A 17,347-nucleotide genomic window follows, 5' to 3' on the forward strand; every position below is an offset into this window, starting at 1 on the left:
TCGCCGCCCCGGCCCCGGTCGCTGCCGCGCCGGCCCCCGCCGCCCCGGCTCCGGCCCCGGTGGCTGCACCGGTCGCCCCGGCCGCTCCCGTCGCGGCCCCGGCCGACGCGGGCGACGCCTACGTCACCCCGCTGGTCCGCAAGCTGGCCTCCGAGCAGGGCATCAGCCTCAGCGCGGTCCAGGGCACCGGCGTCGGCGGCCGGATCCGCAAGCAGGACGTGCTCGCCGCTGCGGAGGCCGCCCGGGCCGCCTCGGCCGCGTCCGCCGCCCCGGCTGCGGCTGCCGCCAAGGCCCCGGCGACCATCACCGAGGCCTCCCCGCTGCGCGGTCAGACCGTCAAGATGACCCGGATGCGCAAGGTCATCGCCGACAACATGCTGAAGGCGATCCAGACCACCGCGCAGCTCACCACGGTCGTCGAGGTCGACGTCACCAAGGTGATGCGGCTTCGCGCGCAGGCCAAGAACGCCTTCGCGGCCCGTGAGGGCGTCAAGCTCTCGCCGATGCCCTTCTTCGTGAAGGCCGCCGCCGAGGCGCTCAAGTCCAACCCGATCGTCAACTCGACCGTCAACGACGCCGAGGGCACGATCACCTACCACGCCGCCGAGCACGTGGGCATCGCGGTGGACACCGAGCGCGGCCTGATGGTCCCGGTCATCCACGACGCGGGCGACCTCAACATCGCCGGCATCGCCAAGAAGACCGCCGACCTGGCCGCCCGCACCCGGGACAACAAGGTCAAGCCGGACGAGCTGTCCGGCGGCACCTTCACCGTCACCAACACCGGTTCGCGCGGCGCGCTGTTCGACACCCCGATCTTCACGCCGCCGCAGGTCGCGATCCTCGGCATCGGCGCGACGGTCAAGCGTGCCGTGGTGGTCACCACGCCGGAGCTCGGCGAGACCATCGCCGTCCGCGACATGGTCTACCTGGCCCTGTCCTACGACCACCGCGTGGTCGACGGCGCCGACGCCGCCCGCTTCCTGGGCACCGTCAAGGCCCGCCTGGAGGAAGGCGCGTTCGAGGGCGACCTCGGGCTCTGACCCCTTCGACGCCGCTGCCCCCGTCCCCGCTTCGGCGGACGGGGGCAGCGGCGTCTCCGGAGACCTGCGAGGATCAGGGCTATGGACGAGACGGACTTCTGGCAGTTGATCGACGAGACCCGTGAGGGAGCTCAGGGCGACCCGGTGGAGCATGCCGACCTGCTGGTCGAGCGGCTGGTGGAACGGACGCCGGACGAGGTGATCGACTTCGCCAGGCTGTTCGAGGCCCGCATGGTGCGGGCCTGGCGCTGGGACCTGTGGGGAGCGGCCGATCTGCTGCTGGGAGGGGCGGGCGACGACGCCTTCGAGTACTTCTGCTGCTGGCTGATCGGCCAGGGCCGCGAGGTCTTCGAGGGCGCGCTCGCGGATCCGGACGAGCTGGCCGACCTGGTGCCGGACTTCGACGACGAGGAGGACGGCGACGCCGAGGAGCTGGGCGACGCCGCCGACCGGGCCCACGAGCAGCTCACCGGGCTCCCGCTGCCCGACCTCGGCATCAGGCCCAAGCCCGGGAAGCCCACCGGCAGGTCCTTCGACTTCGACAACGCCCGCATCATGGAGGAACGTTTCCCCCGCCTCTGGGACAGGTTCGGCGGGTAGCCGTTTCTGACGGGTTCTCGGCTGCGGCTGAGCCAGTTGCAGACCCCTGGGGGCGCGGGGAACTGCGCGACAGACCATGCACACGCCGCAGCCGAAAACCCGACACGTCCCCGCCCCCGCGAAGCGCCACTGCGGCGACCTGCCAGGATGGCCCCATGCGCATCGCTGTCACCGGCTCGACCGGCCTTATCGGGTCCGCACTCGTCCGCTCGCTGCTCGCGGACGGGCACCAGGTCGTCCGGCTGGTGCGCCGCCCACCCGCGCCGCGGCCGGACGGCAGCACCGAGGTCCGCTGGAACCCGGGGCTGCGCGAGATCGACCGCGCCGCCCTGGCGAAGGGCACCGACGGGGCGCCGCTGGACGCGGTGGTGCACCTGGCCGGGGCCGGCATCGCCGACCACCGCTGGACCGCCGCCTACAAGCGGCAGATCCACGAGAGCCGGCTGCTCGGCACCGGGACCATCGCCGAGGCCGTGGCCGGACTGGAGCAGCCGCCGAAGGTACTGGTCAGCGGATCGGCGGTGGGCTACTACGGGCAGACCGGCGACCAGGTCATCGATGAGACCGCGCCCGCCGGCGGCGACTACCTGGCCCGGGTCTGCGTGGAGTGGGAGCAGGCCACCGCCCCCGCCGAGGCGGCTGGCATCCGGGTGGCGCACGCCAGGACCGGCCTGGTCGTGGCCGGTGACGGGGGCGCCTGGGGGAAGCTGTTCCCGCTGTTCAGGTTCGGCCTCGGCGGCCGGCTGGGCAACGGCCGGCAGTACTGGAGCTTCATCTCCCTGCACGACGAGGTGGCCGCGCTGCGCTTCCTGGTCGACACCGACTCGCTGAGCGGACCCTTCAACCTGAGCGCTCCGGCGCCGGTCACCAACCGCGAGGTCACCGAGGCGATGGGACGGCTGATGCACCGTCCGACCCTGGCCGCCGTCCCCGAGTTCGCGCTGAAGCTGGTCCTGGGCGAGATGGCGGTGGAGGTGGTGGGCAGCCACCGCACGGTGCCGGCCAGGCTGCTCGACGCCGGGTTCCGCTTCCAGCACCCGACCGTGGACCAGGCCATCGAAGCCGCACTCTGAATGGCGCTCTGCACCACACCCTGATCGGCGCTCCGAACGGCGCTCCGAACCGCGTCTGACGCCTCGTCCGCGTGGACGGCGTACGGGCGCACGCTGGGGGCGCACGCCGTAGCCCCCGTAACCCTCTGCGCTCGCCTGCGCCCCTCGCCACCTTCTCCGTCACCCGCCGTCGCCGGATTGTCGCCCTCCGTTCATTCCGGCCGAAACCAGCGGTCTGATCAGCCGTTCGACTGGGCATTGAGGTGGGGACCGATCGGCGTCAGCCGATCGAGGCACACGGAGGGAGCCGCACCGTGCCCGCAACACCCCTGCTGCACAGAATGTCCCGTCCGGTCGACGTGGTCGTCGTGGGAGCCGGACTCGCCGGGCTGGCCGCCGCGCGGCAGCTCACCACCGCCGGAATGGCGGTGACCGTCCTGGAGTCCACGGACCGCATCGGCGGCAGGGCCGCCGGGGACCACCACGACGGCTTCCGGCTCGACCACGGTTCGCATGTGCTCAACCCCTCGTTCCCCGAGCTCGACCACAGCCTCGACCTGGAACGGCTCGAACTGCGCCCGCTCAGCCCCGAGGTACTGGTGCACCAGCACGGACGGCGCCACCGGATCGGGGTGGCTGCCCATGCCCGCAGCGCACTCACCGCCGTTCGCGCCCCCATCGGCGCCCCCTGGGACAAGGCCCGCCTGGGCGCGGCCCTGTCCCGCCTCGCCGCCACCCCGGTCGAGCAGTTGCTTGGCCGGCCCGAACGGACCGCCGCCGAGGCGCTGGCCCTGCGCGGTATTCCGGCCAGGACCATCGACAGCTTCCTGCGCCCGCTGCTGGCGGCGCTGCTCAGCGACCCGCACCTGGCCAGCAGCAGCCGGGTGGCGGACCTGGTGCTGCGCGGCTACGCCCGCGGCGGCCTCAGCCTCCCGGCCGGGGGCATCGGCGCCGTCCCGGCCCAACTCGCCGAGGCGCTGCCGGCCGGGACGGTACGGCTGGGCGTCCGGGTCACCTCGGTCTCGGCGGACGGCGTCGACACCGAACGGCACGGCCGGATGCCCTGCCGCGCGGTGGTGGTGGCCGCCGACGCCCGCTCGGCCGGCGAGCTGCTGCCCGGCCTGCACCAGCCCGGACACCACCCAGTGACGACCTATTACCACGTCGCCGGAGTCTCCCCGCTGGCCGCGCCGCAGCTGCTGCTGGACGCGGACCGGGGCGGTTCGCTGGTCGCGCACACCCTGGTGCTCAGCGAGGTGGACCGCTCCTACGCGCCCGGCGGCGGCGCGCTGATCTGCTCGACCGTCCTGGGCCGTCCGCACTTCGGGCCTGACGGCCCGGCAGCGCTGGAGCCGCAGGTGCGGCGGCGGCTGGGCCGGCTGTACGGGGTGGACCCGTCCCGCTGGGAGTTCCTGACGGTACGGCACGTCCCGGACGCCCTCCCGGCGATGGTGCCACCGCACCACTTCCGCCGCCCGGTGCGGGTGCTGCACGGCCTCTACGTGTGCGGCGACCACCGCGACACCAGCACCGTCCAGGGCGCCCTGCTGTCGGGCCGTCGGGCGGCGGGTGCGGTCCTCCGCGACCTGGGAGTGCCCTTCGCCGCGGGGGCCGAGCAGGCTGCCTGAGGTGCGGACCGTTGATGGATGCTCGCGCAGTTCCCCGCGCCCCTGTAGGGGCGCGGGGCTCTGCTCAATCAACTGCGCGCGCTGCCAACCATGCACCAACCGTCAGATCACACCCGCCGCATGTGCCGCCTCCTCGAAGCTGCGGACGGCCGTGGTCCCCCGATAAGGCCCGAGCCTCCGGCTGAACTCGCGGACGTACTCGACCGCCCGGAGCGATCGCATCTCCGCCGCCCCCCGTAGCGCCTCCGTCGCACCGGTGCAGGCCTCGTCGACCTCGCCCATGCCCAGCCGCGCCGTGGCCAGCACGATGCGGCAGAACACCCGGCTGCGGGCGTACCCCACCGCACGGAGCCGGAGCGACCGCTCCGCATGCTGGGCGCAGGGGCGCCACTGCTGCAGATCGCGGTAGCAGTGGCCGAACTCGTCGGCCAGCTGGGCCTCGTCGAAGAACCGGGCCCACGGCGGCAGGTCGTCGCCCGGGCGCGCGGTCTGCAGCGCCCGCTCGGCCCTGACCAGCGAGGTGGTGCAGGACCTGGCGTCGCCGATCACCCCGTGCCCGCGCGCCTCCGCGGCGTGCATCAGCGCCTGCACCGGGCTGGGCGCCGCGCTGCCGATCCCCTGCTGGGCCACCCTGGCCAGCTGGACCGCCTCCCGGCCGTGCCCCAGGTACACCGCCTGACGGCTCATGGTGACCAGGATGTACGCGCCGTACAGCCGATCGTTGGCCGCCTGGGCCAGCCGCAGCGACTGGACGAAGTAGCGCTGGGCCAGTCCGTGCGCGCCGATGTCGTAGGAGGTCCACCCGGCCAGCCGGGTCAGGTCGGCGACGGCGCCGAACAGTGAGCGGCCGATGGGCTCGCTGTAGCGGCCGCGCAGCATGGGCTCGGCCTCGCTCTCCAGGTAGCGGATCAGCGCCTGCCGGGCGTGGCCGCCGCCGTAGGCGTTGTCCAGCGAGCGGAACAGGTCGCCGACCGCGCGGACCGCCGCGACGTCACCGCGGCCGACCCGCTGCAGGCCGCGCGGCGCGTGGGCCGGGGCCGGCGCGGGCAGCGCCTCGCCGTGGCCGATCCCGCCCGAGCCCGCGGGCTGGACCCCCAGCGCTCCGGGGGTGAGCGGGCGACGCGACTGCGCGGGGATGCCGGGCAGTCCGGGGCGCAGCCCCGGACGGAGCGGCGGTGCGGCGATGCCCAGCTCCTGCGGGGTCTCCCTGGCCACCCGGTCGTCGGTGCGGCCGATCAGCCAGTCCCGGCTCGGGACCACCAGGCCGGCCGGGGTGAAGGCGATCCGCCGCAGCTCGGAGTGGGCTCCGGTGTCCTTGCGCCACATGCTGCTGACGATGTCCACCGCCTCGGCGGGGGTCTCGGCGAACTCGAGCCCCGCGTACACCGGCGCACAGGCGTCCAGGCCGAGGTCCTGGGCGCTCAGCCGGCGGCCGAGGCGGCGGGTGAACACCTCGGCGATCAGCGCGGGGGTGGCCCCCCGGGGCTGCTGTCCGCGCAGCCAGCGGGTGACCGAGGTCTTGTCGTAGCGCAGGTCCAGGCCGTGCTCCAGGCCGAGCTGGTCCACCCTGCGGGCGAGGCCGGCGTGGGAGAAGCCGGCCTCCTCGATCAGCGCGGCCAGCCGCGCGTTCTGCGACCGGTCGGCCTGGGAGCGGACCTCCGGCTGCGCGGGCTGGTGCGGGACGGGACGGGTCGGACCGGGGCTCATGGGTGGCTCCAAAGCCCGGGGCGGGCTGATCCGGTGGTCGACCGACCGAGGGTGGTCCTGGACCGGGTTGCGGTCCGGACGCGGCTCGGTCGACGGCCGCTCGGTTACTGGCCGTTGGGGCATAGGACACTCACCTTCCGGGGGCTCTCGGCGGCACCGGGGTGCGCTCCCCGGAACGCCCCGCGAGCTCCCTACGGGAACGGCGTGAATGTAGCGAGCATTTGACCCGTATGGCCGAATACGTCTCCACGTTCGTCCGATCGAGTGACAACAGCCCCTCGTTGAGGCGACAAGGGTGACGACCGTGACAACGTCCCCCACCGACCCGGTGCCGGTGGGGGACGAACGGATGTCAGCGCGCCGCGAGCCCCCGCAGCACCAGGCCGACCAGGGCGGCGAAGTCGCGGTCCGCGGCCGGGGCGGACCAGAGCGGTGCGTAGACCGGGTCGTGGAAGCGGGCGGTGGCCTGGAACACGATCTGAGCCAGGGTCAGCGGATCACCGTCACGGGCGAATATCCCGTCGTCCTGGCCCTCCGCGATGATCACGGCGAGCTGCGACTCCAGCGTCGTGAGGTGCTCGTCGAGCACGCTGCCGCTCTCGGCGGCCAGCACCGAGTAGGTGGCGAACAGCTCCGGGTCGTCCAGGGCCTTGCGCTTCTTGGCCCCGTACAGGGCCTCCAGCCAGAGCCGGAGCCGCCGGTCCGGCGACTGCGACCCGGTGGCGATCGCCGGCAGCGCCGCGTGCGCACGGTCCAGCCAGCGCCGGGTCACCGCCGCCCGCAGCGCCGCCTTGCTGGGGAAGTGGCGGTAGACCGTGCCGTGGCTCACCCCGAGCGCCCGGGCCACGTCGACCACCGTGGCCTTGGCCGGCCCGAAGCGGCGCAGCACGTCCTCCGCCGCCTCGATGATCTGCTCGGTGGTGAGCGCTGTTTCCGCCATCGCGTGTCGTCCGGCCCTACTTCTCGCTGTCCAGGTGTGCCATCTGAGCAGCAACATACCTGTCGCCCGCGGCGGCGCCGACCGGGACCGCGGCCTCGATCGCGGCCAGGTCGTCGGCTTCGAGCTTGAGGTCCAGCGCCCCCAGCGCCTCGCTCAGCCGCTCCCGGCGACGGGCGCCGACCAGCGGCACGATGTCCTCGCCCTGGGCCAGCACCCAGGCGATGGCGGTCTGGGCGACGGTGGCGCCCTTGGCCTCGGCGACCGCCCGCAGGGCCTCGACCAGCCGGAGGTTGGTGTCCACGTTGCCGGCCGCGAAGCGGGGGCTGATGCCGCGGAAGTCGCCCGGCGCCACGGCCTGGTCGGCGCGCCAGTGGCCGCTGATCAGACCGCGGGAGAGCACACCGTAGGCGGTGATGCCGATGCCCAGCTCACGGGCGGTGGGCAGGATCTCGGCCTCGATGCCGCGGGAGATCAGCGAGTACTCGATCTGCAGGTCGGCGATCGGGTGCACGGCGTGGGCGCGGCGCAGCGTCTCGGCGCCCACCTCGGAGAGGCCGATGTGGCGCACGTGCCCGGCCTGGATCTGCTCGGCGATGGCGCCGACGGTCTCCTCGATCGGGACGGCGGGGTCCAGCCGGGCCGGGCGGTAGACGTCGATGTGGTCGGTGCCCAGCCGGCCCAGCGAGTAGGCGAGGAAGTTCTTGACGGCCTGCGGGCGGGCGTCGTTGCCCCACCAGCCGCCGTCGGCGTCGCGCAGGGCGCCGAACTTCACACTGATCTGCACCTCGTCGCGGTTGCGGCCACTGCTGCGCAGCGCGTCGCGGATCAGGAGTTCGTTGTGGCCCATGCCGTAGAAGTCGCCGGTGTCGATGAGCGTGACGCCGGCGTCCATCGCCGCGTGGACGGTGGCGATCGACTCGGTCTCGTCGGCGGGACCGTACATTCCGGACATGCCCATGGCGCCGAGGCCGATGGCGGAGACGCGGGGGCCGGTGCTGCCGAGCTGACGGAGGTCCATGAGGGGAGGTCCTTTCGGGGTCTTCAACCTGCCACTGACAACCATGCACTATGGGATGACAGATTTCAATATCTGTCATCCCATCCACGCCGTCCGGCAGTCGTAGAGTGGCCAGGAGCAGAGGACGGACGGAAGAGGGTCGGTTGCGGTGGGCGAGAGTCTGCGCTTTGTAGAGCTGGGCATCGGCGAACGGGCGGTCCCCTACCAGGAGGCCCTGGCCGAACAGCAGCGGCTGCACGCCCTGCGGGTCGCCGACGAGATCCCCGACACCGTCCTGCTGCTGGAGCACCAGCCCGTCTACACCGCGGGCCGCCGCACCCGCCGCGAGGACTACCCGCTGGACGGCACCCCGGTGGTCGAGGTGACCCGGGGCGGCGAGATCACCTGGCACGGGCCGGGCCAGCTGATCGGCTACCCGATCGTGAAGCTGCCCGAGCCGATGGACGTGGTCGCCTATGTGCGCCGCCTGGAGGAGGCACTGATCCGAGCCTGCGCCGACTTCGGCGTGGCGACCACCCGGATCGAGGGCCGCAGCGGCGTGTGGGTGCTGGGCGAGGAGCTGCCGGGCGCGGTGGTGGACCAGGACAAGGTGGTCGACTTCGGCGCGCTGACCCTGCGGATGGGCGCCAAGCTCGGCCTGGACCCGCGGCTCGCCGGCCCCGAGTACGCCGCCTCCAACGCCGGCCAGCGCGGCGACGACCGCAAGCTGACGGCCATCGGCGTCCGCGTCGCCCGGGGCGTGACCATGCACGGCTTCGCCCTCAACTGCGACCCCGACATGACCTGGTTCGACCAGATCATCCCCTGCGGCATCCGTGACGCCGGGGTGGGCTCGCTCAGCACCGAGCTGGGCCGGGACGTCACCGTCTCCGAGGCGCTGCCCGCGGTACGGCGGCACCTCCAGGAGGTGCTCGGGGATCCGGCCGGGAATCAGCTGCCGTCCGACGCTGTTGCCGTCTGAAGGTCGGCCCGGGGGCCGACCGGCCCATGGAATCACAGGCGTACCCTGGGGGGACCGCCTGGAAGTCAGAGCCCGCACCACCAACGCTCGCACCACATCAACATTGAGGGAGCCGCTACGTGTCCGCTGTCGCACCTGACGGTCGGAAGATGCTGCGTCTGGAGGTCCGCAACAGCGAGACCCCGATCGAGCGGAAGCCGGAGTGGATCAAGACCCGGGCGAAGATGGGGCCCGAGTACACGGCCCTCCAGTCGCTGGTGAAGAAGGAGGGGCTGCACACGGTCTGCCAGGAGGCCGGCTGTCCCAACATCTTCGAGTGCTGGGAGGACCGCGAGGCCACCTTCCTCATCGGCGGCGACCAGTGCACCCGGCGCTGCGACTTCTGCCAGATCGACACCGGCAAGCCGGCCGCCTTCGACCGTGACGAGCCGCGCCGGGTCGCCGAGTCCGTGCTCACCATGGACCTCAACTACGCCACCATCACCGGCGTCGCCCGCGACGACCTGGAGGACGGCGGCGCCTGGCTCTACGCCGAGACGGTGCGTCAGATCCACGCAGTGACCGCCGACCGGCCCACCGGTACCACCGGCGTCGAGCTGCTGATCCCCGACTTCAACGCCGTCCCCGAGCAGCTGGCCGAGGTCTTCTCGTCCCGTCCGCAGGTGCTGGCGCACAACGTCGAGACGGTGCCCCGGATCTTCAAGCGGATCCGCCCCGGCTTCCGCTACGAGCGCTCACTGAAGGTCATCACCGAGGCCCGGGCGGTCGGCCTGGTCACCAAGTCCAACCTGATCCTGGGCATGGGCGAGACCCGTGAGGAGGTCAGCGAGGCCCTGCGCGACCTGCACGAGGCCGGCTGCGAGCTGATCACCATCACCCAGTACCTGCGCCCCTCCCCCAGGCACCACCCGGTGGAGCGCTGGGTCAAGCCGCAGGAGTTCGTGGAGCTGCAGCAGGAGGCCGAGGAGATCGGCTTCGCCGGCGTCATGTCGGGACCGCTGGTCCGCTCCTCGTACCGCGCCGGACGGCTCTACCGCCAGGCCCTGGAACGCCGCGGCGCCACCGTCTGAACAAGACGTGTGAAAGCCGCCACAGGGCTTCATGCATGTTTGACCCGGGGGTCACCGCGCGGTAACACGGTGTGGTGACGATGGGGGTGGCCGCCGCCGAACAGGGTTGTCCGACCGCGGCGGCACCCCGGACCGGACTGCGCAGCAGTGCGGAAGCGCGGCAGCGCACGTCGGAGTACACGTTCCGGACAGCACGACCACGAGGGGAGTGGTTCAGGATGCAGTCGACGAAACACGTACGACCCGGTGCGGAGCAGCCCGTCACCGGCCACATCAGCACGAGTCTGAGCGGCGGCCTGCTCGAAGGCGCCCTGCGGATGGCGGAGTCGGTCCTGCTCCGCGGCGGACAGCAGACGGCCCGGCGCAACGCCTGGGACGCGGTCTGCGAGAACCGCCGGCACGCCCAGGACCGTGAGGACGTCCGCCGGGTACTGGTCCGCGCGGCCCGCTGACGCCCCGTCGGCCGACCCTCCCGCAGCCGCGCCCCCGGCGCTCCGGTCGGCCGACTGCCGCAACGAGATCAACCCGATACGGTTTCCGACCCCCGGGCTTGGGTAACCGGATCAGTCGCACCGTACGATGGCGGCATGGCGAGGCAGGAAACCACCGACGAAAACCCCGGACGGCTGAAGCAGATCCGTCTGGCGTACACCATGACCAAGCGGGTCGACCCGAAGATCGGTCTCATCATCGCCGGTATCGGGCTCGGCACCTTCGCGGTGCTCCTGGTTATCGGCCTGTTGATCGGACACCCGATCTACCTGGGCGTGCTGGGCCTCTTCGCGGGGCTGCTGGCCGCTGTCGTGGTCTTCGGCCGCAGGGCCGAGAAGGCTGCCTTCGGGCAGATGGACGGGCAGCCCGGTGCGGCCGCCGCCGTCCTGAACAACATCAAGCGCGGCTGGACGATCACCCCGGTGGTCGCGGCGACGCGCCAGCAGGACGCGGTGCACCGCGCCGTGGGCCGCCCGGGCATCGTGCTGGTCGGCGAGGGCAACATCAACCGGCTGCGTCCGATGATGGCCGCCGAGAAGCGGAAGATGAGCCGGGTCGTCGGCGAGGTGCCGGTGATCGACATCATCGTCGGCGACGAAGAGGGCCAGATCCCGCTGAAGAAGCTCCAGCTGCACCTGACCCGGATGTCCCGGACCCTCCCCGCGTCGCAGGTCACCCAGATCAACGACCGGCTGCGGGCGATGGGCGACCTGATGACCAACGCCCCGATCCCCAAGGGTCCGCTGCCCAAGGGCGCACGGATGCCCAAGGGCGGCCGGCCGCGCTGAGCGCCCGACCGGGAACCGCAGCAGCACCCACAGATACGTAGAACGGCCCCGGCCGCGCCCCCACTCGGAGGGGGCGCGGCCGGGGCCGTCGTCCTTCACGCCTTCACGCTCTGCAGGTGGCCCGCCTGCCCGACCGACCCGGCCGGGTCCGACCTGCTGCGTCCAGGCCCGACCTGCTACATCCGCACCTCGACCGTGCCCACGGCCCGGTCGTGCATCCCGCGGCCGTCCCGGTCCCAGACCACCGCGGGGATGGCCAGCAGCAGCAGGAAGGTGCGCAGCGCCACCTGGCCCAGCGAGGCCCGGCCACCGTCCAGCCGGACCACTCGCAGGCCGAGCAGCCGCTTGCCGGGGCTGCTGCCGATGGTGCCGACGGTGAGCAGGCTCAGTACGAAGAACACGAACATCGCCCAGTAGTTGGCGAGCACCGTGTTGCCGTGCGCGACCAGCCCGTAGGAGATGAGCGCGCACAGCCACCAGTCGATGACGACCGCGGCGAGGCGGCGCCCGGTCGAGGCGAGCGATCCGCTGCCCTGCTCGGGCAGCCCCAACCGCTGGCCCCGGTACGCCCCCGCGCCGTCCACCGGCGAGCCGCCGACCTGAGGGCCTTCGATCCACGATCCGATGACTTTTCTGCTGTCTTCCACAACGCCACAGTATCCGCCCGAGCTCTACCGAATTGCGCCCGGGTGCCGGTTTCCCGATGAGCCGGTCCAGTGGTCTAGTCCACTCCCCAACGAGTGAACCCCTGCTCTCGGCGCCGTTCCGGCCGAACCCAGGAACCACAAGGCTTTTCTCCTCCTTGACCTGCTGCGGTTAACATCCACGAAACATACGAGTCACAAGCGAGAAACGGCCTGTTCCTATCGTGGCCACACCGGTACCGCCGGCGGGACCGGCGGCCGGCCGTGACGCCAACCGAGCTGCAACCCTGGCGCTTGCCGGGCCCGAGGAGGATGGATGTTCAACAACGCCGACGAGGTGTCCCGCTACATCTCGGAGAACGACGTCAAGTTCGTCGACGTCAGGTTCTGCGATCTCCCGGGCGTGATGCAGCACTTCACCGTTCCGGCCGGGTCCTTCGACCCCGCCGAGACGCTGATGTTCGACGGCTCGTCGATCCGCGGCTTCCAGGCGATCCACGAGTCCGACATGGCCCTGATCCCGGACCTGAGCACGGCCCAGCTCGACGCCTTCCGCAAGGACTCCACCCTCAACATCAACTTCTTCATCCACGACCCGATCACCGGCGAGCAGTACAGCCGCGACCCGCGCAACGTGGCCAAGAAGGCCGAGGCCTACCTGGCCTCCTCCGGCATCGCCGACACCGCCTACTTCGGTCCCGAGGCCGAGTTCTACGTCTTCGACGACGTCCGCTTCGAGACCAAGCAGAACAAGTCCTTCTACGAGATCGACTCCGTGGCCGGCGCCTGGAACACCGGTCGCGTCGAGGAGGGCGGCAACCGCGGCTACAAGGTCCGCTACAAGGGCGGCTACTTCCCGGCCCCGCCGGTGGACCACTTCGCCGACCTGCGCGCCGAGATGTCGCTGGAGCTGGAGGCCTCCGGGCTGACCGTGGAGCGCCAGCACCACGAGGTCGGCACGGCCGGCCAGGCCGAGATCAACTACAAGTTCAACACCCTGCTGGCCGCCGCCGACGACCTGATGCTGTTCAAGTACATCATCAAGAACGTCGCCTGGCGGAACGGCAAGACCGCGACCTTCATGCCCAAGCCGATCTTCGGCGACAACGGCTCCGGCATGCACTGCCACCAGTCGCTGTGGAGCGACGGCTCCCCGCTCTTCTACGACGAGCAGGGCTACGCCGGCCTCTCCGACATGGCCCGCTACTACATCGGCGGCCTGCTCAAGCACGCCCCGTCGCTGCTGGCCTTCACCAACCCGACGGTGAACTCCTACCACCGCCTGGTCCCCGGCTTCGAGGCCCCGGTCAACCTGGTCTACTCGCAGCGCAACCGCTCCGCGGCGATCCGCATCCCGATCACCGGCGCCAACGCCAAGGCCAAGCGCATCGAGTTCCGCGCGCCCGACCCGTCCTCCAACCCCTACCTCGCCTTCTCGGCGATGCTGATGGCGGGCCTGGACGGCATCAAGAACAAGGTCGAGCCGCTGGAGCCGGTCGACAAGGACCTCTACGAGCTCGCCCCCGACGAGCACGCCTCGGTCCCCCAGGTCCCCGCCACCCTCCCGGCCGTCCTGAACGCCCTGGAGGCCGACCACGACTACCTCCTCGCCGGCGGCGTCTTCACCCCGGACCTGATCGAGACCTGGATCGACTACAAGCGCACCAACGAAATCCTCCCGGTCTCCCTCCGCCCCCACCCGCACGAGTTCGAGCTCTACTTCGACATCTGAGCGGCTGCGGCAACCCGGCCCTCACCAGTAGCACCCGAGCCCCTGTCACTCTCAATCGAGGGCGACAGGGGCTCTCAGCGCCGGACCTAGCGGAAGCAGACGCCGTGCGACCTCGGAGGCGAGGTCGAGACGGAGGCGGCGGCAACACTCCGAATTGCGTTTGACGTGATGACTGCGTCAACATATTATCCTCGCATGCTCTACCCGACCCCCGCTCTCGGCGCCGTCGATGAACAGGTGCTCAGCGAGATCGACCGTATGCGGAATGCTCTGCGGCACCAGGTGCGCGCTACGCCGTCAAAGTGGACTGCTGGGCTCAGGAAGTTTCTGACGGCCGACGCCGTTGCTGCCTCGAACTCCATCGAGGGGTTCAAGGTGTCCACGGTCGATGTCGAGGATCTGATGGACGGTGAGCGCGATGTCGAGGTCTCCGAGGAGAACCGCGAGGAGACCCTCGCCTACCAACGGATGATGACGTACATCCAGACACTCCACGACGCCGGAGACTTCAGCTACAGCAAGGGCCTGCTCAACGCACTGCACTGGATACTGCAGGGCCATCGCCATGCTGCGCGAAAGCCGGCAGGTCAGTGGCGTCGCGGCCCGGTGTACGTCACCGACGCCCGCGACCCCAGCATCGCGGCGTACACGGCTCCGAACGCCGAAGGCGTTCCCGCGCTGGTGCAGGAACTTGTCGACTGGCTCAACGTCGATGACGGAACCCACCTCCTGGTGCGGGCCGCCATGGCGCACCTGCACCTCGTCTCCATCCACCCCTGGGCCGACGGGAACGGCAGGATGTCCCGTTCGCTACAGACGCTCATGATCGCCCGCGAAGGCGTCCTGGCCCCGGAGTTCTCGTCCATCGAGGCCTGGCTGGGCCGCCCCGGGAACACCTGGGAGTACTACCGCGAGCTCGCCGATCGAGGACCGGAGTACGTCCCTGACCAGGACGTCTCCAGCTGGATCCGCTTCAATCTGACTGCCTACCACCAGCAGGCCCAGACCGTCCAAGGCCGATTCGACCGCTCCGGGCGGGCCTGGGGATCGTTGTCCGAGTTCGCCGAGAACATGAGCTTGGACGAGCGCACCGTGACCGCCCTGCACGACGTGGCCATGGCCGGCCGCGTCCGCCGCTCACGCTACGAGCACGCCGAAGGCCTGAGCCTGCAACAGGCGCAACGTGACCTCCGCGACCTCGTCACCGCACAGATCCTCGAACCGGTCGGCCGGACCCGTGCCCGCTACTACACCGCAGGCCCCCGCTTCCCCCAGCCCGCCCTGGACATCGCACGCACCCCGATGACCCTGAGGAACCCCTACCCCAACTGATCGGTATTCGGTACTCCTGGTCAGGGCCGTTGTCGAGTGGGCAGGCAGCCGTTGCGGTTGCGTTCGAGTCCACTCTCAGGTGTTGACTGGTGGGACGAGTACCGCGACGTGTCGACCGCGCGGATGACGAGTTTCCCGAGGAGCACAGCATGGCGCAGAAGATCTGGTTCATCACCGGTGCCTCCCGCGGCTTCGGCAGGGAGTGGGCGATCGCCGCGCTCGAACGCGGCGATTCGGTGGCCGCGACCGCGCGTGACCTCTCCGCGCTGGACGACCTCCGCGAGAAGTACGGCGATCGGCTTCTGCCGCTCCGTCTCGACGTGACGGACCGTGACGCCGACTTCGCCGCCGTGCAGCAGGCGCACGAGCGGTTCGGCCGCCTGGACGTGGTGGTCAACAACGCCGGTTACGGCCACTTCGGCCTGGTCGAGGAACTCACCGAGGCCGAAGCACGGGCGCAACTGGAGACCAACCTGTTCGGCGCCCTGTGGGTCACGCAGGCGGCGCTGCCGTTCCTGCGTGAGCAGGGCAGCGGCCACATTCTCCAGGTCTCCTCCATCGGCGGCATCAGCGCCTTCCCCCTGGTCGGGATCTACCACGCGTCCAAGTGGGCACTCGAAGGCATGAGCCAGGCGCTGGCGCAGGAGGTGGCGCCGTTCGGCGTCAAGGTCACGCTGATCGAGCCGGGTGGGTTCGCCACCGACTGGGCGGGGTCCTCGTCGAGCACGTCCCAGCCGTTGCCCGCGTACGCCGACTTCCACAAGGAGGTGCAGGAGCAGCGCCGCAAGCGCGTCGGCACGCCGGGCGATCCGACCGCGTCGGCCGCAGCCGTGCTGAAGATCGTCGATGCCGACGAGCCGCCACTGCGCTGCTTCCTCGGTACGGCGCCGCTGGGCATCGCCAAGGCCGACTACGAGCAGCGTCTCGCGACGTGGGAGGCATGGCAGCCGGTGGCAGAGCTGGCGCAGGGCTGAGCCGGGGACACCGCAGGTCAGCTGGTCGTCCACACGGACGTTCCTCGGCGCCGTCACGAGTCGCTGGTCACGAGTCGCTGGGGACCAGTTCCGGCTGCGGCTGGGGTGCGGGCTCGCGGCGGGGAAGGAGGAGCGGGGTGGTCAGGATGAGCAGTCCTGCCACCGCGAGGCCGGTGCGCGGGCCGGTGGCGTCGGCGAGCAGCCCGGCGAGTGCGGTGAGGACGGCGATGGACGCCTGTTGGCCGATGGACCAGGCCGACAGGGTGCGGGCGACCAGGTGCTTGGGGGTGTGTTCGAGCCGGTAGGTGGCGAGGACCGGGGTGTACAGGCTCATGTTGATGATGATCGCCAGTTCGACCGCTATCACGGTGAGCAGGCCGACGATACCGGGACGGACGAAGACCAGGCCGATCAGCCAGATAGCGCGCAGGGTGCCGACGGTCCGGAAGACCGCCTGCCGACCGTAGCGGGCCACGACGCGGCGGGCCAGCCGGGAGCCGATGAGTCCGCCGAGGCAGGGGACGGCGAAGGCGAGGCCGTACTGCCAGGGCGGGAAGCCGAGTTGGCGCAGCAGGAGCACGGACAGCAGCGGCTCGGTGGCCATGATCAGCCCGCCGACGAGCAGGTTGTTGAGGTAGAGCGCCCGCAGACCGGGATGGCCCAGGATGTGTCGCCAGCCGTCGAGCAGGGCGCCCGCCCGGGTCGGGCCGTTGCCCGCAGGTTGCGGTGCTTCCTCCCGGCCGCGGATCGCGGTGACGCCCAGCGCGGAGAGCAGGTAGCTGAGCGCGTCGGCAACCACCGTGGTGACCGGTCCGAACAGGCCGATCGCCGCCCCGCCCAGCGGCGGCCCGCCCGCGATGGAGCTCCAGTTCGTGGACTCGAACCGGGCGTTGGCGACCAGCAGGTCGTCCGGCCGGACCAGGGACTTGAGGTAGCTGCCGCTGGCCGCGTTGAAGGCGATCTTGGCCGCGGCGATCACGGCCGAGACCACCAGCAACTGGACGAACCCGAGCCGGCCGAAGGCATAGGCGACCGGGATCGTCGCCATGGCCGCGAACCGGGTCAGGTCCATGGCGATCATGACCGGGCGCTTGCGCCGGAACTCCACCCACGGCGCGAGCGGCACCGCGATCAGCGCACCCACCGCCGGCCCCACCGCGGACAGTCCGGACACCTCGGCGGGGCCGGCGTGCAGCACCAGCACGGCGATCAGCGGGAACGCGCCGAACCCCAGCCCCGACCCATAGGCGCTGACCGCGTACGCCGCCCACAACCAGCCGAACTGCCGCCCCAACGGTCTCCTGCCCAGCATGGTCAGCGCCCCTCCTGATGCCTCACCCGAAACAGACCGAAGTTGATCGGTGAG

The 17,347-nt window shown here is 71.2% G+C and carries 16 protein-coding genes; 11 read left to right on the forward strand and 5 right to left on the reverse strand.

Annotated elements, in window-relative coordinates; all coding sequences use genetic code 11:
- The 4 genes from sucB to ABUW04_RS39080 all read left to right on the forward strand — a co-directional run.
- Positions 1–1,043, forward strand: a 1,043-nt coding sequence (gene sucB, locus ABUW04_RS39065) for a 2-oxoglutarate dehydrogenase, E2 component, dihydrolipoamide succinyltransferase (RefSeq protein WP_380569026.1), incomplete at its 5' end; no start/stop codon positions are given.
- A gap of 81 nt (positions 1,044–1,124) precedes the next feature.
- On the forward strand, positions 1,125–1,643 hold the full coding sequence (locus ABUW04_RS39070; protein WP_030248564.1) for a DUF4240 domain-containing protein: 519 nt from the start codon (positions 1,125–1,127) through the stop codon (positions 1,641–1,643).
- 155 nt (positions 1,644–1,798) lie between these two features.
- Positions 1,799–2,716: a TIGR01777 family oxidoreductase gene (locus ABUW04_RS39075; RefSeq protein WP_030248566.1), complete on the forward strand. Its 918-nt coding sequence runs from the start codon at positions 1,799–1,801 to the stop codon at positions 2,714–2,716.
- 320 nt (positions 2,717–3,036) lie between these two features.
- Positions 3,037–4,323 carry an NAD(P)/FAD-dependent oxidoreductase gene (locus tag ABUW04_RS39080; RefSeq protein ID WP_380569098.1) on the forward strand — a complete coding sequence of 429 codons (1,287 nt, stop codon included), beginning with the start codon at positions 3,037–3,039 and terminating at the stop codon, positions 4,321–4,323.
- A 102-nt stretch (positions 4,324–4,425) separates the two neighbouring features.
- On the opposite strand, the gene ABUW04_RS39085 is transcribed toward ABUW04_RS39080, so the two are convergent.
- The 3 genes from ABUW04_RS39085 to ABUW04_RS39095 all read right to left on the reverse strand — a co-directional run bounded on the left by ABUW04_RS39085 (position 4,426) and on the right by ABUW04_RS39095 (position 7,988).
- Positions 4,426–6,030, reverse strand: a complete 1,605-nt coding sequence (locus tag ABUW04_RS39085; RefSeq protein WP_232241973.1) for a regulator — start codon at positions 6,028–6,030, stop codon at positions 4,426–4,428.
- Positions 6,031–6,382: 352 nt separating this feature from the next.
- Entirely contained in the window at positions 6,383–6,970 is a 588-nt protein-coding gene (locus ABUW04_RS39090; RefSeq protein ID WP_030248571.1) for a TetR family transcriptional regulator, read from the reverse strand.
- Between the two features lie 16 nt (positions 6,971–6,986).
- Positions 6,987–7,988, reverse strand: a complete 1,002-nt coding sequence (locus ABUW04_RS39095; RefSeq protein WP_380569028.1) for an aldo/keto reductase — start codon at positions 7,986–7,988, stop codon at positions 6,987–6,989.
- A gap of 148 nt (positions 7,989–8,136) precedes the next feature.
- Here ABUW04_RS39095 and lipB point away from each other — a divergent pair, with 148 nt between their 5' ends.
- From lipB to ABUW04_RS39115, 4 genes are all read left to right on the forward strand, one after another.
- Positions 8,137–8,949, forward strand: a complete 813-nt coding sequence (lipB, locus tag ABUW04_RS39100; RefSeq protein ID WP_037593961.1) for a lipoyl(octanoyl) transferase LipB — start codon at positions 8,137–8,139, stop codon at positions 8,947–8,949.
- 119 nt (positions 8,950–9,068) lie between these two features.
- Complete coding sequence (lipA, locus tag ABUW04_RS39105; RefSeq protein WP_030248576.1) at positions 9,069–10,019, forward strand: lipoyl synthase; 951 nt, start codon at positions 9,069–9,071, stop codon at positions 10,017–10,019.
- 218 nt (positions 10,020–10,237) lie between these two features.
- On the forward strand, positions 10,238–10,471 hold the full coding sequence (locus ABUW04_RS39110) for a hypothetical protein (RefSeq protein WP_051724756.1): 234 nt from the start codon (positions 10,238–10,240) through the stop codon (positions 10,469–10,471).
- A 135-nt stretch (positions 10,472–10,606) separates the two neighbouring features.
- Positions 10,607–11,299 carry a DUF4191 domain-containing protein gene (locus ABUW04_RS39115; protein WP_380569029.1) on the forward strand — a complete coding sequence of 231 codons (693 nt, stop codon included), beginning with the start codon at positions 10,607–10,609 and terminating at the stop codon, positions 11,297–11,299.
- 176 nt (positions 11,300–11,475) lie between these two features.
- Here the strand turns inward: ABUW04_RS39115 and ABUW04_RS39120 are convergent, their stop codons facing one another.
- The gene (locus ABUW04_RS39120) at positions 11,476–11,946 is read right to left on the reverse strand and encodes an RDD family protein (protein ID WP_037593963.1); all 471 of its coding nucleotides are present in this window, start codon (positions 11,944–11,946) and stop codon (positions 11,476–11,478) included.
- Between the two features lie 313 nt (positions 11,947–12,259).
- Between ABUW04_RS39120 and glnA the strand changes: the two genes are divergently transcribed.
- From glnA to ABUW04_RS39135, 3 genes are all read left to right on the forward strand, one after another.
- Positions 12,260–13,675 carry a type I glutamate--ammonia ligase gene (gene glnA, locus ABUW04_RS39125; protein ID WP_380569030.1) on the forward strand — a complete coding sequence of 472 codons (1,416 nt, stop codon included), beginning with the start codon at positions 12,260–12,262 and terminating at the stop codon, positions 13,673–13,675.
- A gap of 195 nt (positions 13,676–13,870) precedes the next feature.
- Positions 13,871–15,007, forward strand: a complete 1,137-nt coding sequence (locus ABUW04_RS39130; protein ID WP_380569031.1) for a Fic family protein — start codon at positions 13,871–13,873, stop codon at positions 15,005–15,007.
- A gap of 149 nt (positions 15,008–15,156) precedes the next feature.
- Positions 15,157–15,981, forward strand: coding sequence for an SDR family oxidoreductase (locus ABUW04_RS39135; RefSeq protein WP_380569033.1), 825 nt, complete (start codon positions 15,157–15,159; stop codon positions 15,979–15,981).
- Positions 15,982–16,048: 67 nt separating this feature from the next.
- Here ABUW04_RS39135 and ABUW04_RS39140 read toward each other — a convergent pair whose 3' ends face one another.
- The gene (locus tag ABUW04_RS39140; RefSeq protein WP_380569034.1) at positions 16,049–17,293 is read right to left on the reverse strand and encodes an MFS transporter; all 1,245 of its coding nucleotides are present in this window, start codon (positions 17,291–17,293) and stop codon (positions 16,049–16,051) included.
- Positions 17,294–17,347: the final 54 nt, after the last annotated feature.

Source organism: Streptacidiphilus jeojiensis (assembly GCF_042510965.1).
GTDB lineage: Bacteria > Actinomycetota > Actinomycetes > Streptomycetales > Streptomycetaceae > Streptacidiphilus > Streptacidiphilus jeojiensis.